Origin of the sequence: Methylobacterium aquaticum, from assembly GCF_001043915.1 — a bacterium.
Lineage (GTDB): Bacteria > Pseudomonadota > Alphaproteobacteria > Rhizobiales > Beijerinckiaceae > Methylobacterium > Methylobacterium aquaticum.
On the sequence record NZ_LABX01000071.1, the window covers coordinates 26,569 to 52,580 of the forward strand.

Here is a 26,012-nt window from a genome sequence, read left to right on the forward strand (position 1 = left end):
ATGACTTGGCCCGGCGACACTTGGCCCGGCGACCCGTTCGACCTGCCGCGCGAGGCCGCCCTCCTCGCCGCGGCCAACCGCACGACCCTGGCGAGCGACAGGCGCCTCGCGGGCGTGGTGGCGCCGGGCTCGGCGGAGGAGCTGCGGGCGGTGCTGCGGGCGGCGGTCCGCGACGGCCTCGCGCTCCACCCGGTCTCGACCGGCCGCAACTGGGGCTACGGCTCGCGGCGGCCGCACCGGAATGGAGCCATCCTGGTCTCCCTCGCGGCGCTCGACGCGATCGAGGATTACGACGAGGTCACCGGCACGGTCGTGGTCGGTCCGGGCGTCACCTTCGCGGCCCTGGCGGCGTTCCTGGCAAGCCGAGGCGGCCGGTTCCAGCCGCCGCGCACCGGCTCGTCGCCCGGCAGCTCGGTCGTCGGCAACATCGCCGAGCGCGGCATCGGAAAGGACCTGTACGAGGACATGGCCGGCCACCTCGTCGGGCTCGCGGTCATGACGGCCGATGGCGGCCTGCACGAGGTCGGCCCGATGCGCGGGCCGATCCTGCCGCCGGCCGGGCCCGACCTGCGGGGCCTGTTCGTGCAGGGAAATCTCGGGATCGTCCTGCGGGCCCGGATCCGGCTCGCGCTGACGCCGCCTGTGCGCCAGGTCGTGGCCGCGGCGCTGCCCAGCCATGGGGCGCTCGCCGCCTTCGTCGAGGCGAGCCGGGCCGCCCTGCAGATCGGGGATCCCTGGCTGCGCGTCGAGATCGTCAACGCGGCGCGGGCCGTCGCCCAGGACGAGGAATCGCCCGGCGCCCCGTGGCTCGCCTACGCGACTGTGTGGGGCAAGGGGCCGGAGGACCTGGCACTGCGAGCCCGGACGGCGGCGAACCTGCTCGGCCGGTGCGGGACCGGCCTGGAGGTGTGCGCGCCCGACGACGGCCCTCCCGCCGCGCCCTCCACGACGGGGCTCCACTCGGCCTATCACGGCAAGCCCTTCGCGATGCCGGACGACCCCGACCCGGACCGCGACCGCTGCGGCGTGCTGTGGGTCACCGCCAACCTGCGCCACCACGGCGGCGAGGTCGCGGGCATCACCGAGGCCTTCGAGACGATCATGTCCGCCCACGGCTTCGCGCCGGCCCTGTCCCTGCGCGCCATCGACGGGCGCTCGCTGCGCCTCGTCGCGGGCCTGTTCGGCGACCGCGACCGCCCCGGCGACGACGCGCGCGCCACCGCCTGTGCCGAGGCGCTGCACGCGCTCATGGCGCGGAACGGGATCCCGGTCGGGCGCCGCACCAGCGCCCAGGAGGTCGGGCAGGATCTCGACCAGAATCCCGGGGATGCGCGGCTCGCGCGGGCGCTCAAGCGGGCCCTCGATCCGGACGAGATCCTGGCGCCGGGCCGCGGCATCCCGGCCGGGCCGCCGCTGCCGGGCCTCCCGCTCACCTTCGGCGGTCCCCCGGACGATCCCGTCCTCGACGACCTCGCCCGGCAGATGGCGGCGGACCTGGACGGGCTCGTCGCCGGCCTGCCGGAGGGGCTGGCGCGCGACGCGCGCGCCGCCCTCGCCGCCTATGCGGGCAAGCACCCGACGTTCTTCGGCCTGTACTACCGGCCGACTTGGTCGTTCCTCGCCCGGGTGGCGCTGCCGGGCCCGGCCGCCCGCCATCGGCCGCGGCTGCGCCGGCTCCACGCGCTCACGCTCTTCCTCCACCTCTGGGACGACCACCTCGCCGACGGGCAGCTCGCGCCGACGCTCGGCCGCATCCACCTGCGCAGCTGCGCCTGGAGCGCGATGGAGGACGAGGCCGCCGCGCTCAGCCGGGCCGCCGGCCTGCCCGACGCGCCCTGGCGCGACGCGGCAGCGGCCTATCTCGAGGCCGTCGGGGCGCCGCCCGAGCCGGCGGACCTCGACGCCGCCCTGGCGCTCGCCCGGCGCGAGGCCGCCCTTTGCACGATCGCCCCGGGGCTCCACGCCGCCCTGGCCGGGGAGGATGCCGCCGCCCTGGCGCGGATCATCGAGGATTTCGCCGTCGCCTGGCGGATCGTCGACGACCTCCAGGATATCGGCCGCGACGCCGCCGCGGGACGGCGCAGCACGGTGCGGCTCGCGCTGACGGGCGCCGCCGCGGGCGCGTGGGACGCGGCCGGCGTAGGGGATCCGCGGGCGCTCGCGGCGCTCGCCGCCCGCCTCGGCCCGGCCGTGCCGGGCCTCGTGGCCCGCGCCCAGGCCGCCCTCGACGCCGCCCGGGCGGTCGCGCAGGCGCATGGCTGGCGGGACTTGGCGGCGGATCTGGCGGCGAGCCGGGTCGTCATCCCCGACGTCGCCGCCCCCGACCCGGCGCTCAGGTGAGCTGGCGCGCCGCGATGGCCGCGAAGGCACCGCCGGCCTCCAGCAGCTCGCGGTAGGACCCGCTCTCGACCACCGCGCCGTCCTCGATCACCAGGATCCGGTCGGCGGACATTACCGTGCTCAGGCGGTGGGCGATGACGATCCGCGTCGCGCTCAAGGTGGCGAGCGTCGCCGTCACCTGGGCCTGGGTGCGGTTGTCGAGAGCGCTCGTCGCCTCGTCGAGGATCAGGATCCGGGGCCGGTGGATCAGGGCGCGGGCGAGCAGGATGCGCTGGACCTGCCCCCCGGACAGCCCGCCCTCGGAATAGACCGTCTGCATCCCCATCGGCATGGCGCGGATGTCGTCGGCGATCCCGGCCTCCTCGGCGGCCCGCCACGCTTCGTCAGGGCCGAGCTGGCGGTTCGAGGCCAGGATGTTGTCCTCGATCGAGGCGCCGAAGAGCTTGCCGCGCTGCAGCACGACGCCGAGCTGGCGGCGCACCGCCCCGACATCCAGGCTGCGCAGATCCTGGCTGTCGTACAGGATGGCGCCGCGCTGCGGCACCTCGAAGCCCAGCAGCAGGCGTACGATCGTCGACTTGCCGCCGCCGGACGGGCCGACGAGCGCCACGAACTCGCCGGCCGCGATCTGGAGGCTGAGGTCGGTGAGGACCGGCGGGGCCGACGCACCGTAGGCGAAACGCACGTTCCCGATCTCGATCGCCCCGGTCAGCGGGCCGGGATCGACGGCGCCGCTCGACCGTTCGGGCGTCGCGACGAGGAGGACCGAGGCGCTGTCGAGGGCGGGCTTGAGCGCGAGGACCGACACGATGCCCCCGGCCATCGCATTGGCGCCGCCCACGGCCTGGCCGAAAGCGGACAGGAACATCACGAGGGCGCCGAGGCCGAACCCGGCCTCGACTGCACCGCTGCGGTAGATCAGCAGGAAGATGATCGCTTGGGCGGACAGCGACATGGCGCCGAGGACCAGCCCGACCCGCAGGTCCACCCGCTTGGCCGCGTCCGCGACCTGGACGAAGGGGGCGTAGACCGCCGCCCAGCGGGCGAAGGCGCGGTTCTCCGCCGCCGCCAGCCGGAGCTTGACGATGCCGCTCATCAGGTCGAGCACATGGGCCGAGAGGCGGGCGCGGTTGCGCACCAGATCCTTCTCGTACGTCTTGCGCTTCAGGCCGAGCGCGGTGGCGGTGCCGACGAGGATGCCGACGAGGACGAGCCCGGCGCCCATGAGGGTGGGCGAGGTCCAGGCCATCACGGCGACCGACGAGGCGAAGATCGATGCGCCGACGAGGGTGGCCAGCAGCCCCTGGACCGTCCCGTCGACGGTCCCCTTCAGCGAGCTGATCTTCTGGGCGATCTCCCCGGTGGCGCTGGTCCGGAAGAAATTCGCCGGCAGGCGCAGCACCCGGTCCATCAGGGCGGCCTGGAGCCGCGACCCGGTCGAGCCGTCGAGCCGCATCATCGCCCGGCCGGAGGTCAGGCGCATCACCAGCTGCAGCATGGTGACGACCACCAGAATCGCCATCGCGTCGATGAGCCCGGGCAGGTCGCGGGAGGGGACGAGGTCGTCGGCCACGTGCCCGATCATGATCGGGAACACGAGGGCGAGCAGGCCCGGCAGCGCGCCGAACGCCGCGACGATCCGCAGCTCTCTCCTGCCCCCCGCCCAGACGCGCCGGAGGAGCGCCGGGAGGTCGAGCGGCCGGTCCGGGAGCGGCTCGTAGAGCATCAGGGCGGGGCCGGTCAGGCGCTGCGCCGCCCGCGCGCCGAGCCGCCGGCGTCGGCCGTCCGGGCCGACCAGCGCGACGCCGCGACCGCGTCCCACCAGGGCGGCCGGCCGCCCGTCCGGCCCCTCGAGCAGGAGCAGCGGCGCGACATCGTCCCGCCACCAGCCAAAATCGAGGTTGATCCTGCGGCTGCGCAGGTTGCTCGCCCGCAGCACCGCCTCGAGGTCCGGCGGGCCCGCCTCGTCCCCGTCCTGCGGGAGGACGAGCGCGATGCCCATCGCGCGGGCGACGTGGCGGAGGGCGGCCATCAGGTCGTCGCCCGACTCGGACTCGATCTGGCGTGGTGGCGGAAGCTTGACCACCACGGCGGCGAGGATGGCGCGGGCCTTCGCGACGGCCCGGGCCTCGTCCTCGGTGCGCCGCCGGAGGCGGTTAATCTCGTCGACCGCGGCGAGGCGCAGGAGCAGCGGAAGCACCTCGGCGGCGGCGGCATGGAACTGCGCGAGGGCCGTCCAGAGCCGGCCGTCGCGCAGGGCCGAGGCCGTATCGAGGCAGGCGACCTCGCCGGCCGTGCCGAGGGTCAGCCAGGTCTGCGGGCAGACCGGGAACAGGCCGTCGCCGGGCACGTCCGCGCTGTCGAGGAAGAGGGCCTCGCGGTCCCGCACGTCGAGCCAGCCGACGGGGGCCGCGACGGTGACGCGCGCATCCGCCGCGCAGTCCGCGCGCTCGCCCGGCGCCAGGGGGAGGCGCACGGCGGGCGGGGGCGGTCCCCCCGACACGAGGGCCGCCGACACGGCCGCCACCCAGTCTTCGATGAGGGTACTCGCTTCGATGAAGGGCCCAGCCCCGGCGAGGTCGCCCGGCCGGCTCGGCGGATCCCGCGACAGGTCCCGGAGGCGCGCCAGCGGCAGCGCGACGAGGCGCGAGCCGGGCGCGGGCACGGCCCTGAGCCCGATCGCCCCCATCGCCCCGTCGCCGAGGCCGAAGACCAGGCGGCCGGCGCCGAAGCTCGCCAGGAAGGTGCGGGGGCCGGCGGGCTGGTCCGCCCCGGCCTCGACCAGGAAGACGTCGAGCCCGCCGGAGACGACGAGGATCGCCAGGTCGGGATCGTCGAGCCGCAGCGGATCGGCGCCGCTCGCCTGCACGTCGGGGCCGGCGAGCGCCAGGCTCTCGACGAGCGTCGCCCCGTCCGGGGCGGCGGCCTGCGGGATGCTATGGAGCACGCGCGTCCTCCGAGGTTCGCACCAGGTCCCGGTAGGGGCCGTCGATGGCCATCAGGCTCTCGTACGTCCCGCGCTGCACGATCGCGCCCTTGTCCATCACCAGGATCTCGTCGCAGTCGCGCACGGTGCTGAGGCGGTGGGCGATGACCAGGATGGTGCAGCCGCGCCGGCGGATGTTGTCCGAGATGATCTTCTCGGTGACCGGGTCGAGGGCGCTGGTCGCCTCGTCGAGGACGAGGATGCTCGGGTCGGTGACGAGGGCGCGGGCGATCTCGAGGCGCTGGCGCTGGCCGCCCGAGAAGTTCCGGCCGTCCTCCTCGACGGGGTCGTCGTAGCCGGCGGGGCGCTTCAGAATCTCGTCGTGGATCGCCGCGTCCTTGGCCGCCCGGACGAGGCGCTCCTCGGGGACGCTCGCGTCCCAGAGGGCGATGTTGTCGCGGATCGTGCCCTTGAACAGCGCGATGTCCTGGTCGATCACCGCCATCGAGTTGCGCACGAGCGGCCTGGGCAGCGACAGGATCGGCTGCCCGTCGAGCGCGACCGCCCCGCTCCAAGGCTCGTGCAAGCCTGAGATCAGGCGCCCGAGGGTCGACTTGCCGGAGCCGGACGCGCCGACCACCGCGACAGCGCTGCCCGGCGCGATCGAGAGCGACAGCCCCTCGATCAGCGGGCGGCTGAGCCGGGCGTAGCCGAAGGTCACGTCGCGCATCGCGATCGCGCCGCGCAGCTTGCGCACCCGCCCGAGGGCCCCGGCCCGCTGCTCGGGCGTCTCGGCGGCTGGCGAGAATTCCGGCGCGAGGGCCGGCGCCTCGATGTCCTCGAGCTGGTCGAGCATCGCGCGGCCGCGCCCGAGCGCGACCGTGCTGCCGAGGATCTGGCGCACCGGGGCGAAGAACGCCGCCTGCAGGATCAGGAAGGCCATGAGGAGGCCGAGGGTGAGCTGGCCGCCCATTACGAGGTAGCCGCCGACGGCGAGGACTGCCGCGCTGCCGAGTCCGCCGATGGACTCGGTCAAGGCCGCGCTCAGGCCCATCAGCCGCCCGAGCCGCTGCTGCCCGTTGACCACGAGGGCCTGCTGCCCGGTCCAGGTCTCCAGGAAGCGCTCCTCGCTGCCGCCGGCCTTGATCGTCTCGAGAAGGGACAGCCCCTGCATGGTGGTGCTGCCGAGCTTCAGCGCGTCGAGGGCGATCTTGCGCTCGACCTCCTCGACCTTGCGCCGCGAGACGACGCTGAGCGCGGCGCTCACGAGGGCGATGCCGGCGACGAGGAGCGCGAGGAGCGGGTTGTAGAGGGTCATCAGGCCGAGGAAGACCAGGGCCGAGAGGGCCGCCACCGCGAGGCCCGCCAGCGGCCCGCTCGCCTGCTCGGCGGTCCGCTCGGCGAGATCGGCGCGGGCGCCGATCGTCGCCGGCGAGCGCTGGGCGAAGAAGCCGACCGGCATGCGCAGCGCGCGCCACATGAAGTCGGTCGCGATGCCGATCGCGATCGCATTGCGCAGGGTCAGCTGGCCCCAATGCTGGATCCGCGTCAGGCAGGCCTGGAACAGCACGACCACCGCCATGGCGGCGATGATCCAGGGCACGAAGTCCGCCTGCTTGTCGACCACGTACTGGTCGATGAAAGTCCGGGTGAAGGCCGGGACGACGATCGTCGGGATGGTGAGCGACAGGCCGGCGGCGACCAGGAGGAGATAGATCGCCCGCACCCCCTTGAGCCGCCCGAGGAGGGGCCGGAGCGTCCGGGGCGCCCGACCCGCGCGGGCGAAGCCTGGCGTCGGGCGGAAGGTCAGCGCGATGCCGGAATAGATCTCCTCGAATTCCCGCCGCGTGTAGGTGATCCGGCCGCCGGCCGGGTCGCTCACCCGGACGAGCCGTCCGAACGCCTCGAGGACGACGTAGTGGTTCGCGTTGACGAAGACGATTGCGGGCTTGCGGACCGTGCGCAGCTCCTCGGCCGGCAGGCGGTAGCCCTCGGCCTCGAGGCCGAGCTCGCGGGCGGCCTTGACCATGTTGGAGGCGCGCGACCCGTCGCGGGACACGCCGCACAGCCGCCGCAGCTCGACGAGAGGCACCCACCGCCCGTAATGGGCGAGCACCATCCCGAGGGCCGCGGCGCCGCATTCGAGCGCCTCGAGCTGGAGGATCGTCGGGACGGGCCGGCAGCGATGCGTCCGCGCCACGTCAGCGGCCCCAGGCAGGCAGCACCGCCGGCAAAGCCGCCGTCCAGCGCCGGACGCTCAGCATGAGGGTCTCGGCCCGGGGTATCACCAGCCCGATGATCGGGACGCGGTCGACGACGATCCGCGCCTCCGTCACCGTCCCGAGGCCGATGGGCGAAGCCGGCCCGGTGCCGGTCGACCAGCGCAGCCCGGTGGGCGAGGCGGGATCAGTCGCGAGGGCCACGGTGGCCTCGTAGGGTAGCCCCGCCTTGGTCAGCTGGTCGACGAACGCCGCGTTCTTCAGGACGCGCATCATGCTCTCGCGGGTGGCCGGGAGGTCGGAGACAGCGACGACCAGCCCCTCGATGAAGCCATCCCGCTGGAGGCGGACGGTTGCCGGAACGATCTGGGCCTGCATGCCGGGCCGGACCCGCTTGCCGCCGCCGCCCGCCACGAAGACCACAGCCTCCAGGTTGGCGGCCGCGCCGCTGCCGGGTAGCATCCGCATGATGGCGGCACCGATCTGCACCGGCTCGCCCAAGTTGACGTTCACCTCAACGATCTGCCCGTCGCGCTGAGCGAGGACGGTGTCGGAGCGGGACAGGTTCGCCCGCGTGACCGCCAGCTCGCGCTCGGCGGCCGCGACCGCGATGTCGGCCCGGAGCAGTTCCCGCTCGTCGCGCGCCTTCTGGTCCTCTGCCTCCGCCTGGAGGGTGATCAGTTGGCTGCGGGCGTCGTTGAGGTCGTTCTCGGTGCGGGAGCGCTCGTTGGTGGTCTCGAGGGCGCGCACCAGCGTGGTCACCCCGGAGGCGAGCAGGCCCTTCGTGTTCGCCTCGATCTCGCGCATCGTCGCGAGGCGGCTGGTCAGGCTGGCGATGCGGACATCGATCGCCTCGCGGCGGCGGGCGCGCTGGCGCTCGGCGATCTCGAAGGTCCGCGTGGCCAGCCGGCGGATCTGCTCCCGCTCGGTCTTGCGGGCCTCCAGCTCGATCGTCTTCGACTTGAGGGTTTCGCCGAGGTCCGGCTGGCTGATCTCCGCAACGACCTGTCCGGCCACGACGCGGTCGCCGACCTCGACCTTGAGGGCGGTGACGCGGCCGGCGGCGTTGGCGGTGACGTCGCTCACCCCGAGCCGCGAGAGGATCAGGCCCTGCGCCTGCACTTTCACCGGCGCCGTCGAGACAAAGCTCCAGATCGCCGCCGCCACCGCTGCCGCGACGAGCACGGCGAGCGAGAACGCGGCGAGCGAGGCGCTCAACCGCAGCGGACGGTCGAGCCGGTCGGGGCTGCGGCGGAGCAGGGCTGCCCGCGGGGCGGGCGCCGTCGTCGGCACTTTCGTCAAGACGCGTCACTCGAAGCGGTGAGACTGCAGGGCAATGCCTTCGAGGCGTTATCTGGACCGTCGCGGATGGAGCCGAGAAGCGTGGAGTTTGTCATCCATTGTCCAAGACAAACACGCGGAGCGGGCGACCGGAGCTTCCAGTCGAGCGGACCTTTGACAACGCCCTATGAGCGTGTAAGCGAGTGGGAAGAGGCTTCGGCCTCGTCAAAACGAGATGTTTCATCGGTCCGGCGACCCCGCAGATTGCCACGGGTGGGCGCGTTGCTGGTTTTCGTGCTCTGGGAGTCTCGAAATGCGTGATGGGATGTACGGCCTCGTGATCGAGAGTGTTGCGGGCCAGAGCGCCGGGTCGGTCGTCTTCCAGAGCGGACGCATCTTCGGCATTGACGAGGGCGGCGCGCTCTACGACGGCTCCTACACCCCGGGGGAAGGCGACAAGGTCGACATCGCCGTGACGGTCGTGCTGCCCGCCAACGTGCCGTCGGTGCTCGGAATCGTCTCCGAGGAGAGCTGGTCCGTCAATCTCAAGGGCTCGGCCAGCTTCGATACCGACGAGGGACTCATGCAGCTGGACATGCCGATCGGGCAGCCGCTCACCGCCGTCTACAGGTTCCTGCGCCCGGTCCCGCCGGCGGCCTGACTGCGGGCGGCACCCATCGCCGACTGGATGGCTCGGGGGCGCCCGGGCACCGCAGTGCGAGGCGTGCGTCGAAGGGGGGGACGCCGCTGGCTGTCCGCGAGGGGGTCCGTTGGCACCGATCGAGGCGCCGGCCCGGCGCGACACGTCCTCCGTCCGATCCGCCCCTGCGGCGGCGGCGCAACCGGCTGGCGAAGCGTGGCCCACGACGTAGAGCATCGCTTGCGCCTCTCGGGCGATCCCGCGGCGCTCGAAACGCTGAACGCGGCGGTCGAGGCCTTCGCCGAGGCCGCCGGCCTTGGCGCCCGGCAGACCCACGACCTCAACCTCGTCCTCGAAGAACTCTTCACGAACACGGTCACGCATGGCTACGGCCCGGACGAGGTGGGCTGGGTCGGTATCGTGCTGCGGTCGTCCGGGGGCGGGGTGCAGCTCGAGCTGTCCGACGGCGGACGGGCCTTCGATCCCCTGGCCCACCCGGACCCGCCGCCACCCGCGACGCTCGACGAGGCACCGATCGGCGGCCTCGGGGTGGCGCTCGTGCGCCGTCTCACGCGGGGCGGCCGATACCGGCGCGTCGCTGGCGAGAACCATCTCACGCTCGAGCTGCGCCCCCCGCCCTCATGAGGCTGGCGGTGGGGAAGGCCTCAGCATCATTCGCTGGAGCGGCCCCCGGTTCGGCGGCGAACAATAAACCGAGCAGGGTTGCGCAGCGCAACTCTGCTTAGAGAACGAGCGACGATCGGAGCATCTGTGATGATCAGTGTCGAAACCGAGGACGACCATCCGATCGTGCTGATCGCCGGCCGCCTCGATGGGACGACCGTGGCGGCGGCCGAGACGGTGGTGATGACCGCGCTCGGCGACGGACGCGGTGCGGTACTGGACCTCAGCGGCCTCACCTACGTCGCCAGCGTCGGCCTGCGCCTGATGCTGCTCGCCGCGAAGCGGGCCAAGCAGACGGGCCAGAGCCTCGCCCTGTGTGGGCTCCAGCCGCAGATCCGCGAGGTGTTCGAGATCGGCGGCTTCGACACGCTCCTGACCCTGCGAGACACGCGGCGCGACGCCCTCGCCGTCCTGCGAGGCTGACGGTGGAGTCCCGTCCCGCCGGCTCCCGCAGCGTCATCCCGACCCCGCTGGCCCAGGCGATGCAGCGCGCCCGATCCACCCTCGATGGCCTCACCCTCCGCACGCGCCTGCTCGGCTTTGCCGGGCTGGCACTCCTCCTCCTCCTCCTGACCAACTTGACGACCGCCGTGGCCGGGACAGGCGTCGCGGTCCTGGCGATCGCTGCGGCGATCGCGATCGCTGCCGCAGCGGCCGCGATGATCGTCGACTCGGTGCTGCGCACGATCAGGCGCCCCCTCGACATCCTGGAGAGCATCAACCGGGGCGATCTCGACGTTGACCTTCCCACCGCCGGTACGGACGAGGCCGGCGGCCTGATCCGGGCGCTCGCCCACCTGCGCGACATGGCGCGGGAGCGGCAGGCGCTCGCCGCCGAGAACGCCCGCCAGCACCGGATCCGGGTCGACGCCATCGCGACCTTCGAGATCGGCTTCGCGCTGTTCGACCTGGAGGACAGGCTCTTCATCCGCAACCCGATCTACGCGACCTTCCACGAGGGCATGGAGGAGATGATCAAGCCCGGGATCACCTTCCAGGAGATCCAGCGGGAATGCATCGCCCGCGGGCTCGTCGCCCTCGGCGACCAGGAGCCGGAGGCGTGGCTGGCCCGGCGCCTCGCCCATCGCGACCAGTCGGCGGAGTCGTTCGAGATGGCGCTGGGCAGCCGCTGGCTCAGCGTCAAGGAGCGGCGCACCCAGGACGGCTTCATGGTGGAGGTCTACAGCGACATCACCGCCACCAAGCGGCGTGAGGCCGAGTTGGAGCAGGCCCGCAACGATGCCGAGCAGGTCAACCGGCTCAAGAGCGAGTTCCTGGCCAACATGAGCCACGAGCTGCGCACGCCCCTCAACGCGATCATCGGCTACAGCCAGATCCTGCAGGAGGACGCCCAAGACGGCGGCGATGCCGCCCTGGAGGCCGACCTCAAGAAAATCGAGGGCGCGGGCGTCCATCTCCTCGGCCTGATCAACGACATCCTCGACCTGTCGAAGATCGAGGCCGGCAAGATGGAGGTCTTCATTGAGACCTTCGAGATCGCGGCCCTGGTCGAGGACGTGCGGCTGATGATCGAGCCGCTGGCCGCGCGCAACGAGGTCGCCCTGACGATCCGCTGCGCACCCGATCTCGGAACGATGCGCAGCGACGTCACCAAGCTCAAGCAGTCCCTCCTCAACTTCCTCAGTAACGCCTGCAAGTTCGGCAAGGGCGGGCAGGTCGAGCTGTCGATCCGGCGCGATCCCGGCCGCGTGCTGTTCGCCGTCCGGGACACCGGCATTGGCATGACGCCGGCGCAGATCGGCCGCCTGTTCCAGGCCTTCCAGCAGGCCGACAACTCGACCACGCGCAAGTACGGTGGCACCGGCCTCGGGCTCGCAATCACCCGCTCGTTCGCGCGCCTGCTCGGCGGCGACGTCACGGTGCGCAGCGCGCCGGGCCGGGGCTCGACCTTCACGCTCTCGCTGCCGGACGCGGTCCTGGACGAGACCCCGGCCCCTGCCGCACCGGCGCCGAACGTCCCTGCGGGCCCGGGGAACTCCGTGCGTCCCGGCGAGGCGGCCATGACGATCCTGGTGACCGACGACGAGGAAGCGTCCCGCCACATCATCGGGACCCACCTGCTGCGGGAGAACTACCGCGTCCTGTACGCGAGTTCCGGATCGGAGGCGATCGAGATCGCGCGGCGCGAGCGGCCGGACGCCATCACCCTCGACGTCCTGATGCCGAAGGTCGATGGCTGGACCGTCCTGCGGGCGCTCAAGGCCGACCCGCTCCTCGCCGGGATCCCGGTCGTCCTGGTCAGCATCGCGGCCGACCGCGGCCTCGGCTTCACCCTGGGCGCCGCCGCGGTCCTGAACAAGCCGGTCGAGCGGGCGGAGCTGATCGCGGCCCTGCGGGCGCACACGGCGATCACCGATGGGGCGCCGGTGCTCGTGGTCGAGGACGACCCGGCCGCCCGCACCGTCGCGCTGCGCACGCTGGACCGCCTCGGGCTCACCGCGGCGATGACCACGAACGGCGCGGAGGCGCTCGACTGGCTCGCCCGCAACGGCCCGCCTGGCCTGATCCTCCTCGACCTGATGATGCCGGTGATGGACGGCTTCGCGTTCCTGCGCGCGCTGCGGGAGAACCCGGACTGGAGCAAAATCCCTGTGCTGATCCTGACGGCCAAGGCGCTCACCGACGAGGAGCGCGAAATCCTCTCGGAGGCAACGCCGCACCTGATGCTCAAGTCCGGGAGCGGGCGCAAGGACTTGACCGAGGCCCTGTCGGACGCCATCCCCCGCTCCGTCCGGCCCTGGGCCGTGTCCGGCTGACGGGGCTTGCCATGGCGCGCATCCTCCTCGTGGAAGACAACGAGCTGAACCGGGACATGCTGTCCCGCCGCCTCCTGCGCAGCGGGCACGAGGTCGCCTTCGCCCATGACGGCCAGGAGGCGATCGAGAAGGCGCGGGCCCAGCGGCCCGAGATCGTCCTGATGGACCTGAGCCTGCCGATCATCGACGGCTGGGAGGCAACCCGGCGCCTGCGGGCGGATCCGCAGACAGCCGACCTGCGCATCATTGCGCTGACCTCGCACGCGATGATCGGCGACCTGCAGCGGGCGCTGGAGGCCGGCTGCGACGACTACGATACCAAGCCGGTGGAGATCGCCCGGCTGCTCGGCAAGATCGCGGCCCAGCTGGCGCGCTGAGCCGCGGCTCGGGCGGCGCCGTCAGCCGTAGCGGACGGCCAGAACCGTCACATCGTCGGCGGGCGCGACATCGGCGGCGAAATCCCGGACCTTCGCCGCCAGCATCCGGGTGATCGCGGCGGGATCGAGGTCGGTTGCCTCCTCGAGGTCCCGTACCACCCGGGCCGCGCCGTACTCCTCCCCCTGGGCGTCCAGCATGTCGGTGAGCCCATCGGTGATCGCGACGAGGCAGGTGCTGGGCTCCAGCACGACCGTGTGGTCGACGTACCGGAGGCCCGGTGCGATCCCTAGGGGCGGCGCGGGCCGCGTCGCTACCTCCTGCGCTGGCGCGCCGGCACGGAGCAGGAAGGGCCGCGGATGCCCCGCATTGACGAAGGCGAAGCGCCCGCTGGCCCCGTCGAGGAAGCCGAGGATCAGGGTCACGAACATGCCGGCCGGATTGTTCTTGCACAACTCCTCATTGAGGATCGCCGCGAGGTCCGAGGGCGTCGGCGCCGCCCCCGTGAGGTCGGCGTGGTGGAGCGCGGCGGCGCGAAGTAGGCTGCGGGTCCGCGCCATGAACAGGGCGGCCGGGACGCCCTTGTCGGAGACGTCCCCGATGGCGAGGCAGGTGAGGTCCGGGCCGCACGCGAAGCAGTCATAGAAGTCGCCGCCCACCTCCCGGGCCGGATGCATGACCGCGTGGACGGCGAAGGGTTGGCCAGGGCCCGCGACGGGAAACTCGTCCGGGACCATGCTGAGCTGCTGGCGGCGGGCTTCCGCCAGCTCGTTCTCCAATCGCTCGAGCTGCCGGTCCAGCGCGTCGCGGAGGTGCTTCTTCTCCAGCACGGCGTTCAGACGGGCGCGCAGCAGCACGGGGTTGAACGGCTTTGGCAGGTAGTCCTCGGCGCCGAGCTCAATGCAGCGCACCACCGTCTCGATCTCGGTCGCGGCGGAGATCATGATGATCGAGACCTTCCGGGCCCATCCCCGCGCCGTGACCGCCTCGAGCACCTCGACCCCGTTCATCCGCGGCATCATCACGTCGAGCATCACGACGTCGTGGCCGTCGCCGGCCTCCAGGGCCGCGCCAATTTGCGCGAGCGCGTCGAGCCCGTCCTCCGCCATGTCGATGCGGTGCGGGCCGATGCGTCGAACTCGACGCGCGAGCATGTCGCGGTTGTCGGGATTGTCGTCGACCACGAGGATACGGGCGCCGGGAGGCTGATGCAACGTTGTCTCCTCACATCTTGCGCTTTCAGGACGGCCAAGATGTTCGCCGGTCGCCCCTCCGCTAGGCCCAAGGACGGGATATCCAACTCGAACTCTAGCGCTACCCCGACTTTGCACGAGAGCTGCCGCTCTGACAGCCCCGAGCCGACAGCGAGACAAAGAATGTCCGGAATTTCTGTGGCCCGACAGGGCCGTGGGCGCCGATCCATTTGGCCACTGGCATCACCACCGGCAGCTCCGCCAGACCAGCGAGCTCCGGAGCTACTGTTTTTCGAAACGGCCGCAGACCCTTCGCCGATCCCAATCCGACCAGCGTCTGAGTGGTATGGAACGGCGTTGCAAGCTTCAGGTAGCCGAGCGGGAGTCTGACAGCGACCGAGAGTGCTGCAATGCCCATGGCGACCACATCCATACTCACCTAAATGGACAGCGCTGGCACGAAATTTGGTGCAGTGAAGTTGATCTATCGTATATCAGACAGTGAGTTCAAATTTCTTGTCGTCAGTCAGTATTTGCAGTCGACTCACGGCGTCATGATGAATGACATCTTAGTCGTCACATTGAGGCCACCCTGGTGGTGGCGGTGACGAGCAGAAAGTCGAACTGACGATTATTGGGAGAATCTTCAACGACAATCCCACTATCAACCCCTCCACGACGGTTGGGACCTGTGATAACTCCCCGGACGAGGCGCCGCAAACGCCCGTTACCGTACGGCGAGCGCGGCGGCTGCCTTGCTCCAACGCCATGTTGCATCGGCAGCAGGGGTATTTTTCGAGACGCAATTCATGTTTCTCTCAGCGATGATGCTCTTGCATCAGATGCGGCAAAGAATTTGACCTCTCTGCAAGACACTCAGTGCATGCTGTCGATAGGCAGCGAGCCACAGCTGCAAGTTGTCGCCAATTTGACCGGACCTGCTATTGTCATTCGATGCCATTGGCAGGCCCGCTTCTTCCTCACTAGCGGACATGTGCATCCGGAGGGTGGAATGTCCGGAGAGGGTCATTTTGAACCCTGGAAGCAAAACTCCTCGTTGATACGCCGCGGTCAATCCGACCGCGGCGCCCAACTCATATCTCCGTCTGCTCAGACAGGATCAGCGCGTCATCGACTTCGATGCCGAGGTAGCGCACCGTGCTCTCCAGCTTGGTGTGGCCAAGCAGCAGTTGGCAGGCACGGATGTTGCCAGTCCGTTTGTAGACAAGTGCGACCTTCGTTCGCCGTAGGCTGTGCGTGCCGTAGGCTGCGGGGTCCAGGCCGATCAAGGCGACCCACTGGTCAACCAGTCGACCGTAGTGTCGCGTCGTGAGGTGCTGACCACGCCGAGAGCGGCTCGGGAACAGCCAGTCGCCCGGCCGTAAGCTGCGCGAAGCCAGCCAATCCGCGAGCGCCTCGCGTGTCGGCTCGGTGATCTCGAAGGGCACCGGTCTTCCGGTCTTCTGCTGGCACACGGTCGCTCGAAGGCGCACCGCATCGCCGAGGTGAACGTCGCTTACGCGCAGGCGAACGAGATCGCACCCACGCAGCTTGCTATCGACGGCAAGTTTGAAGAGGGCGAGGTCTCGCGTGCGTTTGGCGAGCTGCAGGCGGGTTCGCAAGGCCCAGATGTGCTTGGGCTTCAGGGGTGGTTTCGGTCCGACAATACGGCCACGGTTCCAAGGAACACGCGTGGTAGACGGAATGGTTGAGGTTTCCTGCATGACAAGCTCCTGAGTTGAGGAGCAAGTCAGGAGACGTCTGCCGATGCCGTTAAGCCAAACTCTGATGGCGGTATGGTTCTGTGACAGCCGACAAGAGAGCCGTGGAAGCTGATACGGCACCTTAGACCCGATAGTGCACCGATGAAGGCGACTGCACTTTTGCCGCCGTTGACCGACCGCCCAGGCCCCTCCCCTTCCGCTCCGCGGGTACGCCCGCAACTATGTGCAGGTACGTAACCATGCGTCGGCTTACTATAACTATGTCTTCAACGGACATGCAGGCGGCTGCCGACTGAAATATTGACCGTGTCCTCGGCTAGTATGCCGTCTTTTCAGTATGCGCCACTTTCGAATCTTCAACAAAGGCTGCCTGAAAGTTCGCTCGACGCTCGATATTAGCCCTTCAAAGTTAGCGATAACCATGTCCTGCTGAACGAGAGCGAGAGAAGTCGCCGGCGCGCACCTCAGTCGGGAGAGCACCGCGGGACGCTCTCGCCAGATCGTATCAGCGACCGGCGATCAAGCCACCGTCGACGTGCATAATCTCGCCAGTCGAGAAGGCGGCATCTTCGAGGTACAACACGGCGCGGACGATGTCCTCGACCGTGCCCACGCGGTTCATCGGGTGGAAGGCCGCCAGGGCTTCTGAGTGTGCCGGGTCGTGCATCGGCGTCATGATCACACCGGGGGCGACCGCGTTCGCCCGGATGCCCTGCTTCGCGTATTCGATCGCGAGGGCGCGAGTGGCCGAGTTCAGGCCGCCCTTCGTCAGCATCGCGATGATGGCCGGGGCGCGCGAGCTGGCGAATTCGGCGGTCGAGGCCGTGATCTGGATGAGGTGCCCGCCGCCCTGCTTGAGCATCACCGGAACGACCTGCTGCGTCGTGAAGAAAAATCCGTCGAGGTTGGTCCGCAGCTTCAGCCGGTAGTCCTCCTCGGTGTAGTCGGTGAAGGACTTGCCGATGAAGATGCCCGCATTGTTCACGAGCGTGTCGATGCGGCCGAACTTTTCGAGGGCTGCCGCGACGATGCGCTTGCCGGTGTCGGAATCGCCGATGTCACCGGCGACCGCCACCACGTCCGGATCGACCGACGGCTGGATCTTGCGCGAGGTGGCGACCACGCCGTAGCCGCGGGCACGGAAGCCTCGCACGATGCCTTCGCCGAGCCCCTGCGAGGCGCCGGTGACGATCGCGACCTTTCTGATATCCGACATCGCTGAACCGCTTTCTGTCTGTCAGGTGGCCAGCCTGTACGGCGCTGTCGCGAGCGAAAAAATTCGCTATTTTCGATCAATGGCTGATAAAAAACGCACAGAGATCGACTGGCAGGACGTGCGGATCTTCCTGGCCCTCGCGCGGCACGGCAGCTTGTCCGCCGCCGCCCGGACGTTGTCCGTGAACCACGGAACGATCGCGCGGAGGCTCCACTCCCTCGAGGAGAGCGTGGGCGAAAAGCTCGTCGAGCGACGGGCCGACGGCTACGTCTTGACGCCGGCCGGAGCGCAGGCTCTCGAAGCCGCGAGCGTCATGGAGCAGGCCGCCCGGATCCTCGGCCGCGGCCTGATGGGCGGCGCGCCCAGCGGCCTGGTCCGCATCAACGCGCCGCCCGCCTTGTCGAGCGGCTTTCTCACGTCGCGCCTCGCGACGGTGGTATCGCGGCATTCGAAGATCGACATCGAACTGGCGGCCGATCACCGTTCGGTCAGCTTGGAGCGGCACGAGGCGGACGTCGCCATCCGCTTCGGGAAGCCCGAGGACGGCGATGTTCTCGCACGACCGCTCGTGACGGCCGGGTACGGGTTCTATGGAACGGATGACGCCTGCCGGTCGGTCGAGGCGGGAGCGGATCCGGTCTTCATCGGGTTCGACGAAGCGGATGCCTATCTGCCCGAGGCAACCTGGATGGCGCGACACTTCCCGCGCGGGCGGCTCGCCTTTCGCGTGGCCGACCAATTCGCGCAGTCGATGGCCGCGCGATCGGGCGCCGGACTGGCGCTCCTGCCGCATTACATCGGCCGCAGCGACCCGCTCCTGAGGATCTGCGATCTGGGACCGGTACCTGCGAGCAAGGACATCTTTCTGCTGACCCGCAGGCGCGATAGGGACGATCGAACGATACGCGTCGCCTTAGATGAAATCGTTGCAATATTTCAGCAAGAATCAGATATATTCAATTAAATATAGATATTATAATCGCGGTAGGCACAATCCACGGATAAATTCGAATATGTTCTTGGTGCACGCGTATCGATCCGGCTCTCCAGGCGCTGGCGGAGCAGCCGGATCGACCGATGTCGAGGGCGCGGGCTCGCGCCGGATGTGAGCCCGCGAGCGCCGCCTTCCCTTATGGCTGAACCGGCTGCGTCTCCGCGTCGACGGGCGGCTTCACGTCGTAGGAGATGCGTCCGGCAGGCAGAAAGAACAGGGCGATGATCGCGCCGCCCTTGACCTCCGGATAGTGATGGCTGCCCGGCCCCGGCGCCGTCCAGCCGGCGTGGCACCAGCCGCTCGGCCCGGCGAGCACGGCCGTGTCGTCGAGCGGCACCACCATGTTCAGCTCGCCGTAGGGGTGGCCGTGGTAGTCACCGCGGAAGCTCGCCTGCGCATCGCCGGGCTCGTCGTCGTGGTCGTCGATGACCATCCGGCCGCCTTTGGCTGTCCATGTAGACGGCGGTGATGCTGAAGTTCAGCGTCCGCTCGGTCGGGTCGCACAGCCGGCTGCGGCGGTAGCGCCGGCCGCCGACCTCGATGTTGGCCGCCCAGCCCTCCTCGACCCCCTGCTTGATGAGCCGGGACAGGTCCTCGTAGAGGGCGCTGCCGGGTCCGTAGGTCTCGTTGAGCCAGCGTTCCACCTCCGGGCCCGCGGTCATGTTCTTGACCTCGTCGAGGAAGGGGATGCTCCGCTCGATCAGCTGCTCGCGTCCGTCCATCTCACTCTCCCGTGTCACGCGCCGGCGGCGCCTCGAAACCGTGGAAGCTCGCGAACGCCTCGACCGGCGCGCGCTCCATCACCCCGCGGCGCGACGCCGCCGCGGTGTCGCAGAACCCGAGCGCCATACCGCACACGACGATGTCCTGAGGCGCGATGGGCAGGTGGCGGCGCAGCACGCGGTGGTACTTCGCCAGCGTCTCCTGCGGGCAGGTGTCGAGCCCGCGCACCTTGGCGGCCAGCATCACGTTCTGCAGGAACATGCCGAGATCGAGCCAGCTGCCTGTCTCCAGGCGCCGGTCGATCGTCACGATCAGGCCGACCGACGCACCGAAGAACGCATAGTTCTTGGCGGTCTGCGAAGCGCGTCCGGCGGCGTCGTCCTGGGCGATGCCGAGCGCGCCGTAGAACACCCGGCCGAATTCCTGCTTGCGGCCCTGGTACCGGTCGGGAAGGTCCGGCGCGTAGTAGGTGTACTCCGAGGCGTGCTGCGCGGCCTCCCGATCGTGGGCGGCCAGGATGTCGGCGCAGATCCGAGCCTTCGCAGCGCCGGCCAGGGCGTGGACCCGCCAGGGCTGGGTGTTGGCACCACTCGGCGCGTAGCGTGCGGCCTCCAGGATGGCGCGGACGGTCTCGTGGGGGACGGGCCTGTCGATGAAGAAGCGGTTGGCGTAGCGGCCCTTCATCACGCCGTCGAACGCCTGGACGAAATCGGGATCCGTCATGCTCACCCCCGCTTGATCAGCGGGCAGTTGCCGGCCGAGAGCGGCCGGAACGCTTCCTCGCCCGGGATCGTCTCCAGTAGCTTGTAGTAGTCGAAGCGTCCCTTGCTCTCGGACGGCACCTTGACCTGCATTAGGTGAATGTCGCGCACGAGACGCCCGTCCTCGCGGATGCGGCCGTCGCGGGTCATAAAATCGTTGACCGGCATCCGGCGCATCTGCGCCGCAACGGTCGGGCCGTCATCCGTGTTCGCGGCGGCCATCGCCTTGAGGTAGTGCGTGACCGCGCCGTAGGTGCCGGCATGGATCATCGTCGGCACCTTGTTGGTGCGCGCGACGAAGCGCTGCGACCAGGCCCGGGTCTCGTCGTTCAGGTCCCAGTAGAAGGCAGTGCTCAGGATCAACCCTTGCGCCGCTGCTAGGCCGAGGCCGTGGATATCGGCGATGAAGACGAGGAGGCCGGCCAGGGTCTGGCCCGATTGCACGATCCCGAACTCGGCCGCCTGCTTGAGCGCCAGGATGAGGTCGCCGCCCGCATCCGCCAGCCCGACGACCTGCGCCCCCGACCCTTGCGCTTGCAGGAGGTAGGAGGAGAAGTCCGCGCTCCCGATCGGATGGCGCACCGAGCCGAGCACGCGACCGCCCGCCGCCTGGATCACGCGCCGGCTGTCCTCCTCGAGCTGCGTGCCGAGCGCGTAGTCGGCCGTGACGAAGTACCAGGATTTCCCGCCCCGCCGGGTGACCGCACGCGCGGTTCCTTGGGCGAGCGCGTAGGTGTCGTAGGTCCAGTGGATGCCGGTGGGCGAGCAGGCCTCTCCGGTGAGCCGCGAGGTCGCCGCCCCCGAGGCCAGGAAGATCCGGCCGCGCTCGCGGGCGATGTCCTGCACCGCGAGCGCGATGGCGGAGTTGGGCACGTCGACGATGACCTTGACGTCGTCCGCATCGAGCCAGCGGCGCGCGAGGGCTGCGCCGACATCCGTCTTGTTCTGGTGGTCGGCGGAGACCACCTCGATCGGACGCCCGAGGACGCGGCCACCAAAATCCTCGACCGCCATGCGCGCGGCAACGACCGAGCCGCTGCCGCCATTGTCCGCGTAGAGCGACGAGAGGTCGGTGAGGACCCCGATCTTCACCGGTGGTCCGCCCCCTGCGCGGTGGCCGGGGAGAGGGCGAGCCAGAGGCCCGTGAGGGCCAGCGATCCCCCCTTCAGAAGGCGTCGGGCATGGGCGAGTGCAACCGGCATGGCACGTTCCCTTCGAGGATGAGGAACGATGCCCGGCCGGGTGGCTCTTGCGGAAGTGCAAGTTCGCCAATCTCATTATGACTGGCATTCATCGCGCGGAACGAGGGGGCGGTCATGGCAAGGAATGCCGGGACGCGGGCGAGCATCCTGAACCGGCTCGACCTGAACCTTATCCGGCTCTTCGACGCGGTGATGCGCGAGCGTCATGTCGCGCGGGCCGGGCAGTCCCTAGGCTTGAGCCAGTCGGCAGTGAGCCATGGCCTGCGTCGCCTGCGGACGCTGATCGGCGACGACCTCTTCGTACGGACGGCGCAGGGCATGGAGCCGACCCCGCGCGCGCTGGCCATCGCCGTGCAGGTGCGCGACGCACTCACGGCGATCGAAAGGGCGATCGGCCCGCAATGCTTCGACCCGACGAGTTCGACGCGGCAGTTCCGGCTGGCCGCGACCGATCACGTCACGGCCGTCGTCGCCCCTTCCCTGGTCGGGATTGTTGAGACGGAGGCGCCGCTGGCGTCCATCCTGATCCGGCCCGCGACGCGGATCGACCTGACCATGCAGGTCGATCTCGGGCAGATCGACATCGCCGTCGGCTTGTTCTCGCAGATCCCGCATCGCCTCCACGCCCGGACCCTGTTCGAGGACCGCGATGTCCTCGTCACTGCGCCCGATCATCCGGACGCGGGAGGCGCGATTGATATCCGCACGCTGGCCCGCGACCCGCTGGTGGTCGTCACCGTCGGCGGGAGCGAGGACGGCGTGCCGGACGGACACCTCTCGGAGCGCGGCCTGACGCGGCAGACCGAGATGTTCGACCGCGACGCCCTAAATCAGGCGTTCAAGTCGGCGGGCCTGGCGCCTCGCCTCTCTGTCCTCCAGCCGCATTTCCTGGCGGTGCCGAGCCTCATCGCGCAGTCGCGCCGCGTGGCGATCGTCCCGGCCTCGCTGGCGCGAGGCTTCGAGGCAGCCGGCGTGGCACGCGCATCCACGCCACCCTGGACCCCGCGTCCAGTGACTGTGCAGATGGTCTGGCACGAGCGGTGGACCCAGGATCCGGCCCATAGCTGGCTTCGGGAGGTCCTTTTCCGCGCCAGTCGAGGCGTTGCCGACATCGTCGGGGATGACCGGCACTGATCGCCGAAGTCTTCCGGACGGCGATAATGCGAAGCCGAGGTCGCCGGCACGGGCCGACCCGCTCGTGCCTGCAGCCGGTCCGCAGCGCGACAGCACCGATCTCCGGATGCTGTCGTCCGGCCGGCGGATCAGTCGTGGTTCCCGCATCCGCAACCCGGCGCATGCGTGCCGCCGGGCCAGCGGGACGCGCGGATCACGCTGCAGAAGTTCCCTCGGCGGAAGTCCGGCTCCTTGTCGGCGATCACGTCGGCCTTCACGTTGCCGAAGGTGGTGACGGGCTTGTGCTTGATGCCGTCGTAGAAGGCCTGGATGATCTCCTCCTTGAAGCCCGGCGTGCGAGGATAGGCCGAGACGACCGCCTCGCGCTCCGCGTCGGAATACTCGCCGTAGGTCAATCCGAGCACGTCCATCTCGACGCCAGCCGTGACCAGGGCGACCACCGGGTGCATGTAGACCGGGATGCCGGGCGTGGTGTGGAGCGCGATAGCCGTCCAGACCGTGTAGACGTCCGCCTCCGGCACGCCGTGCGACTTCAGAAAGTCACGGGCGGCGTTGGCGCCGTCCACCTCGAAGCGCTCCGTCGCGCTGCTATGATTCGGCATCAGGCCGACGTCGTGGAACATGGCGCCGGCATAGAGCAGCTCGCGGTCGAAGGTCAGGCCGCGATGGAGGCCGGCGAGCACCCCGAACTGGTAGACCCGGCTCGAATGGTTGAAGAGCAGGTTCGTCTCGGTGTCGCGGACGAATTCGGTGATCGCCTTGGCGAGGGCCGTATCGGGAATGGCAGCCTCGGAGGGGATGGTCATGGCGCGTCTCCTTTGCGCTGAGCCTCCCGATGAGCTAACGGGCACCGCCTATGTCATCAATCGCCGTGTCACGACGATTTCTGCCATCGTGCGCGCATCCTCAGCCACGGAAACCCGCATGGCCCCCCGATCCGTCGCCGTCCTCGCCTTTCCGGGTGTCCAGCTCCTCGACGTGGCCGGCCCGCTCGACGTCTTCGCCGAGGCGAACGCCCAGAGCGGCCTGGACGTCTACGACCTCGCCGTCGTCGGGACGGAGCCTGGTCCCATCGTCACGTCGTCCGGGCGCGGCCTGGTCGCGGATCTGGTCGCGCCCGAGGACGATCCGACGCGCTTCGAGACGCTTCTCGTCGCGGGCGCGCCCCGAATCCAGGACCTCGATGTTCGGGCCGACCTCCTGGAGTGGCTCGGCCGGGCCGCGGCGCATTGCCGGCGCTACGGTTCGGTCTGCAGCGGCGCCTTCCTTCTCGGGCAGGCCGGTCTGCTGGGCCGTCGCCGCGTCACGACGCATTGGGCTGTGGCGGAGGCGCTGGCCGAGCGGTACCCCGACGCCATCGTCGAGCCCGACGCGATCTGCCTGTTCGACGGGCCGTTGCGCACCGCGGCCGGCGTCACGGCCGGACTCGACCTCGCCCTGGCGCTCGTGGAGGAGGATCTGGGCGCCGAGATCGCACGCCGGGTCGCGGCCCAGCTCGTCATGTTCTTCAAGCGCGGCGGCGGTCAGATGCAGTTCAGCCGCCGCGGCGTCAGCGCCCCGGCCGGCCGCTCGGTCCTGCAGGAGGTGCAGCGCTGGGTGGCGGCCCATCCCGCAGAGGATCACGGCGTCGATCGTCTGGCCGAGCGAGCCGGGATGAGCCCCCGCCATTTCGCGCGCCTGTTCCGGGTCGAGACAGGGCTCACGCCCGCCGCTTACGTGGAGACCGTCCGGATCGACGCCGTCCGGCATCGTCTCGAAACCGGGGATGCCGCCCTGAAGCAGATCTCGGGCGCCTGCGGCTTCCGCGACGCCGACACGCTGCGGCGCGCGTTCATGCGCCGGGTCGGCACGACGCCGGCCGAGTACCGGCGTCGGCATGCAGGGGGCTGACCTGGATTCCAGTCCCGTGGGGCCCCGGACCGCCGGGTCGATGCAGCAGCAGCCCGGCAGCTGGCGGACCCTCGAACGTGTGCTGTTCGACGCTCCTGGCACATCAGTTCGCCCGCCCTCCCTGCGCGGGGCACAGGGGCGATCTGCCCCCTGGGAGCCGCGTGCTTGGACCTCCTCGACATCGTCGGGCACACGCATGATCATGGCAGTACCGAAGCCTCGGAAGTCTCCGCTGAGTGTCTCGTCGATGAGCGCTGCAGCGGAAGGGATGCCCTGGCTGGCCTCGCGCGCCAGGGACAGCGATGATCTGCCAGGACTTCCACAAGCTTCATGGCCGTTGAGCGGCCAGCCAACATCGAGGCAGCGACCTTTTTCATTGAACGGCATGGCGGCATCTTGTTATCGAGAAATACTCTCCAATCACCGAATTAGACTATGCGCCATGAGCCAACATTGGATCAGTCGGTGTCGGACCGCCGTTCCTGCTCGTTCTCGGGCCGTGGGAGAGTCCGCTTCCGGGCAACGCAATCATTATACCGTCGCGCCCTCGAACAGACGTGTTCGAAAGCGCGAGGCGAGCCGGACGGGCGTCGGCGCCCATGCGAAGGCGCGGGGTATAACGGAATTATCGATGATGGACTGATCAGGCTGTTGCGATCATCGCCATGCCGGAAAATAGATCATATATCGGCTTGATGCGTGCACTCGAATTCGATTTAGGTGCAGCATTTCTATGAGTTTACATCGAGTTTTAACCAATTATCGCAGAATTATTACTTCAATAATTAGGATATATTTGTCATAACAGCTTGCAGATGGTCATTTGCGCTAACAAAATCACATATCTTTTTTTGCGACATCATGACGTGACGTACAAGTACAACAAGGTGCTTGTTCCAATCATAATTTGCAAGTGCATGCCGACCCAAAATAAAAAGCGACAAATCGACGGGAGATGAAAAATTATCAACGTAATCAGAGGCAGAAAAACATCATAAATTCAATCATATTCATAACATATCACTCTACCACTTGGTAAATAGGCGATCGTAGGCGAAACATTTTTCATGATTGATGCAGCGAGGTGAGTTGACACTGAACATCCGATGTTTAACATCTCACGAAAGAGGCAAGGGTGACGGACGTTCACCTGCTTCGGGAGGGCGCTCTTGAACGATGCGCAATTGGAATCTTTCGCTCGTCGAACGAAGCCCCGCCGAATTGACCACGTGGTCGCACTACTCGGTCGTGAGATCGTTCAAGGCATCACACCTATAGGCGCATTGGTTGCACCTGAGCCGGAACTCGAACAGCGCTTCGATGTCAGTCGAGGCGTTATTCGGGAGGCTGTTAAGATTTTAGCCGCAAAGGGCCTGATTGAAGTGCGGCCTCGTCATGGCACGCGCGTCCTCTCGGTCGAGAACTGGAGCCTGCTGGATCGGGATGTGCTCGGATGGTTGGTCGAACGACCATCTGCAGATCTGAACCTGTTGCTCGCCATACAAGAGGTTCGATCGATCATCGAACCTGAAGCCGCAGCACTCGCTGCGGAACGAGGGTCAGAGAGCGACCTTCAGAGAATCGACGCCGCTCTCGCCGCAATGGAAACGTCGCATGATTCCAAGAGCGCGACCGCTGCCGATAAGGCCTTCCACCTCGCGATCCTGCACGCCACACACAATCCTGTGCTTCAGGGGTTCAGCGGTGCCATCAATGCAATTCTCAGCGCAGTGTTCTTCGTGGCGGTAGGTACTTCAGGCTGGTTCGAGGAAAATCTTCCGAACCATGCGACGGCTGCACGCGCCATTCGCGAGAGAGACCCGGATGGTGCACGGATAGCGATGAAACAGGTTCTGGCGTTCACGGGCGACAGGCTCGAGCAGCGGAAGAGAGCACGCTGAAGACCTGGCCGCTCGCGTTGATATCGGATGTT

The 26,012-nt window shown here is 68.9% G+C and carries 21 protein-coding genes; 10 read left to right on the forward strand and 11 right to left on the reverse strand.

The window, feature by feature from the left end:
- A complete protein-coding gene (locus VP06_RS10055) occupies window positions 1–2,340 on the forward strand; it encodes an FAD-binding oxidoreductase (protein ID WP_048463634.1) in 2,340 nt (779 codons plus the stop codon).
- Here VP06_RS10055 and VP06_RS10060 read toward each other — a convergent pair.
- Genes VP06_RS10060 through VP06_RS10070 form a run of 3 tightly spaced genes read right to left on the reverse strand, consistent with a single transcriptional unit; the run spans window position 2,333 to window position 8,778 of the window.
- Window positions 2,333–5,287 carry an ATP-binding cassette domain-containing protein gene (locus VP06_RS10060; RefSeq protein WP_048463635.1) on the reverse strand — a complete coding sequence of 985 codons (2,955 nt, stop codon included), beginning with the start codon at window positions 5,285–5,287 and terminating at the stop codon, window positions 2,333–2,335. The two genes, VP06_RS10055 and VP06_RS10060, sit on opposite strands and share 8 nt — an antisense overlap.
- On the reverse strand, window positions 5,277–7,466 hold the full coding sequence (locus tag VP06_RS10065; protein WP_048463636.1) for an NHLP family bacteriocin export ABC transporter peptidase/permease/ATPase subunit: 2,190 nt from the start codon (window positions 7,464–7,466) through the stop codon (window positions 5,277–5,279). The genes VP06_RS10060 and VP06_RS10065 overlap by 11 nt, the downstream gene beginning before the upstream one ends.
- A gap of 1 nt (window position 7,467) precedes the next feature.
- The gene (locus tag VP06_RS10070) at window positions 7,468–8,778 is read right to left on the reverse strand and encodes an NHLP bacteriocin system secretion protein (protein WP_048463637.1); all 1,311 of its coding nucleotides are present in this window, start codon (window positions 8,776–8,778) and stop codon (window positions 7,468–7,470) included.
- Between the two features lie 301 nt (window positions 8,779–9,079).
- Here VP06_RS10070 and VP06_RS10075 point away from each other — a divergent pair, with 301 nt between their 5' ends.
- From VP06_RS10075 to VP06_RS10095, 5 genes are all read left to right on the forward strand, one after another.
- A complete protein-coding gene (locus tag VP06_RS10075) occupies window positions 9,080–9,427 on the forward strand; it encodes a hypothetical protein (protein ID WP_156295528.1) in 348 nt (115 codons plus the stop codon).
- Between the two features lie 195 nt (window positions 9,428–9,622).
- Entirely contained in the window at window positions 9,623–10,051 is a 429-nt protein-coding gene (locus VP06_RS10080) for an ATP-binding protein (RefSeq protein ID WP_048463639.1), read from the forward strand.
- Window positions 10,052–10,180: 129 nt separating this feature from the next.
- On the forward strand, window positions 10,181–10,513 hold the full coding sequence (locus VP06_RS10085) for an STAS domain-containing protein (RefSeq protein ID WP_053081669.1): 333 nt from the start codon (window positions 10,181–10,183) through the stop codon (window positions 10,511–10,513).
- 2 nt (window positions 10,514–10,515) lie between these two features.
- A complete protein-coding gene (locus VP06_RS10090; protein WP_053081671.1) occupies window positions 10,516–12,867 on the forward strand; it encodes a PAS domain-containing hybrid sensor histidine kinase/response regulator in 2,352 nt (783 codons plus the stop codon).
- Between the two features lie 11 nt (window positions 12,868–12,878).
- Window positions 12,879–13,244, forward strand: a complete 366-nt coding sequence (locus VP06_RS10095; protein WP_048463641.1) for a response regulator — start codon at window positions 12,879–12,881, stop codon at window positions 13,242–13,244.
- 21 nt (window positions 13,245–13,265) lie between these two features.
- On the opposite strand, the gene VP06_RS10100 is transcribed toward VP06_RS10095, so the two are convergent.
- From VP06_RS10100 to VP06_RS10110, 3 genes are all read right to left on the reverse strand, one after another.
- Window positions 13,266–14,456, reverse strand: a complete 1,191-nt coding sequence (locus VP06_RS10100) for a PP2C family protein-serine/threonine phosphatase (protein ID WP_053081673.1) — start codon at window positions 14,454–14,456, stop codon at window positions 13,266–13,268.
- 1,073 nt (window positions 14,457–15,529) lie between these two features.
- Window positions 15,530–16,159: a tyrosine-type recombinase/integrase gene (locus VP06_RS10105; RefSeq protein ID WP_048463642.1), complete on the reverse strand. Its 630-nt coding sequence runs from the start codon at window positions 16,157–16,159 to the stop codon at window positions 15,530–15,532.
- Window positions 16,160–16,664: 505 nt separating this feature from the next.
- Window positions 16,665–17,375, reverse strand: a complete 711-nt coding sequence (locus VP06_RS10110; protein WP_048463643.1) for an SDR family NAD(P)-dependent oxidoreductase — start codon at window positions 17,373–17,375, stop codon at window positions 16,665–16,667.
- Here VP06_RS10110 and VP06_RS10115 point away from each other — a divergent pair.
- The gene (locus VP06_RS10115; protein WP_245291123.1) at window positions 17,344–18,339 is read left to right on the forward strand and encodes a LysR family transcriptional regulator; all 996 of its coding nucleotides are present in this window, start codon (window positions 17,344–17,346) and stop codon (window positions 18,337–18,339) included. The two genes, VP06_RS10110 and VP06_RS10115, sit on opposite strands and share 32 nt — an antisense overlap.
- A 166-nt stretch (window positions 18,340–18,505) precedes the next feature.
- Here the strand turns inward: VP06_RS10115 and VP06_RS38035 are convergent, their stop codons facing one another.
- The 4 genes from VP06_RS38035 to VP06_RS10130 are packed head-to-tail and all read right to left on the reverse strand — an operon-like array spanning window position 18,506 to window position 20,945.
- Window positions 18,506–18,802, reverse strand: coding sequence for a 4-hydroxylaminobenzoate lyase (locus VP06_RS38035; RefSeq protein WP_245291124.1), 297 nt, complete (start codon window positions 18,800–18,802; stop codon window positions 18,506–18,508).
- Window positions 18,744–19,091 (reverse strand): 4-hydroxylaminobenzoate lyase, encoded by a 348-nt coding sequence (locus VP06_RS38040; protein ID WP_245291125.1) that lies wholly within the window; start codon window positions 19,089–19,091, stop codon window positions 18,744–18,746. Before VP06_RS38040 ends, VP06_RS38035 begins: the two co-directional genes overlap by 59 nt.
- A 1-nt stretch (window position 19,092) precedes the next feature.
- Entirely contained in the window at window positions 19,093–19,815 is a 723-nt protein-coding gene (locus tag VP06_RS10125; RefSeq protein ID WP_048463645.1) for a nitroreductase, read from the reverse strand.
- Window positions 19,816–19,817: 2 nt separating this feature from the next.
- The gene (locus VP06_RS10130; RefSeq protein ID WP_245291126.1) at window positions 19,818–20,945 is read right to left on the reverse strand and encodes an ABC transporter substrate-binding protein; all 1,128 of its coding nucleotides are present in this window, start codon (window positions 20,943–20,945) and stop codon (window positions 19,818–19,820) included.
- Window positions 20,946–21,169: 224 nt separating this feature from the next.
- On the opposite strand from VP06_RS10130, the gene VP06_RS10135 reads away from it, so the two are divergent.
- Complete coding sequence (locus tag VP06_RS10135) at window positions 21,170–22,189, forward strand: LysR family transcriptional regulator (protein WP_048463646.1); 1,020 nt, start codon at window positions 21,170–21,172, stop codon at window positions 22,187–22,189.
- Window positions 22,190–22,317: 128 nt separating this feature from the next.
- Here the strand turns inward: VP06_RS10135 and VP06_RS10140 are convergent, their stop codons facing one another.
- Window positions 22,318–22,995: an HD domain-containing protein gene (locus tag VP06_RS10140; RefSeq protein WP_048463647.1), complete on the reverse strand. Its 678-nt coding sequence runs from the start codon at window positions 22,993–22,995 to the stop codon at window positions 22,318–22,320.
- A gap of 118 nt (window positions 22,996–23,113) precedes the next feature.
- Here VP06_RS10140 and VP06_RS10145 point away from each other — a divergent pair, with 118 nt between their 5' ends.
- Together VP06_RS10145 and VP06_RS34755 are read left to right on the forward strand one after the other, a co-directional pair.
- Window positions 23,114–24,079 carry a GlxA family transcriptional regulator gene (locus VP06_RS10145; RefSeq protein WP_048463648.1) on the forward strand — a complete coding sequence of 322 codons (966 nt, stop codon included), beginning with the start codon at window positions 23,114–23,116 and terminating at the stop codon, window positions 24,077–24,079.
- Between the two features lie 1,169 nt (window positions 24,080–25,248).
- The gene (locus VP06_RS34755) at window positions 25,249–25,980 is read left to right on the forward strand and encodes a FadR/GntR family transcriptional regulator (protein WP_082167318.1); all 732 of its coding nucleotides are present in this window, start codon (window positions 25,249–25,251) and stop codon (window positions 25,978–25,980) included.
- Window positions 25,981–26,012: the final 32 nt, after the last annotated feature.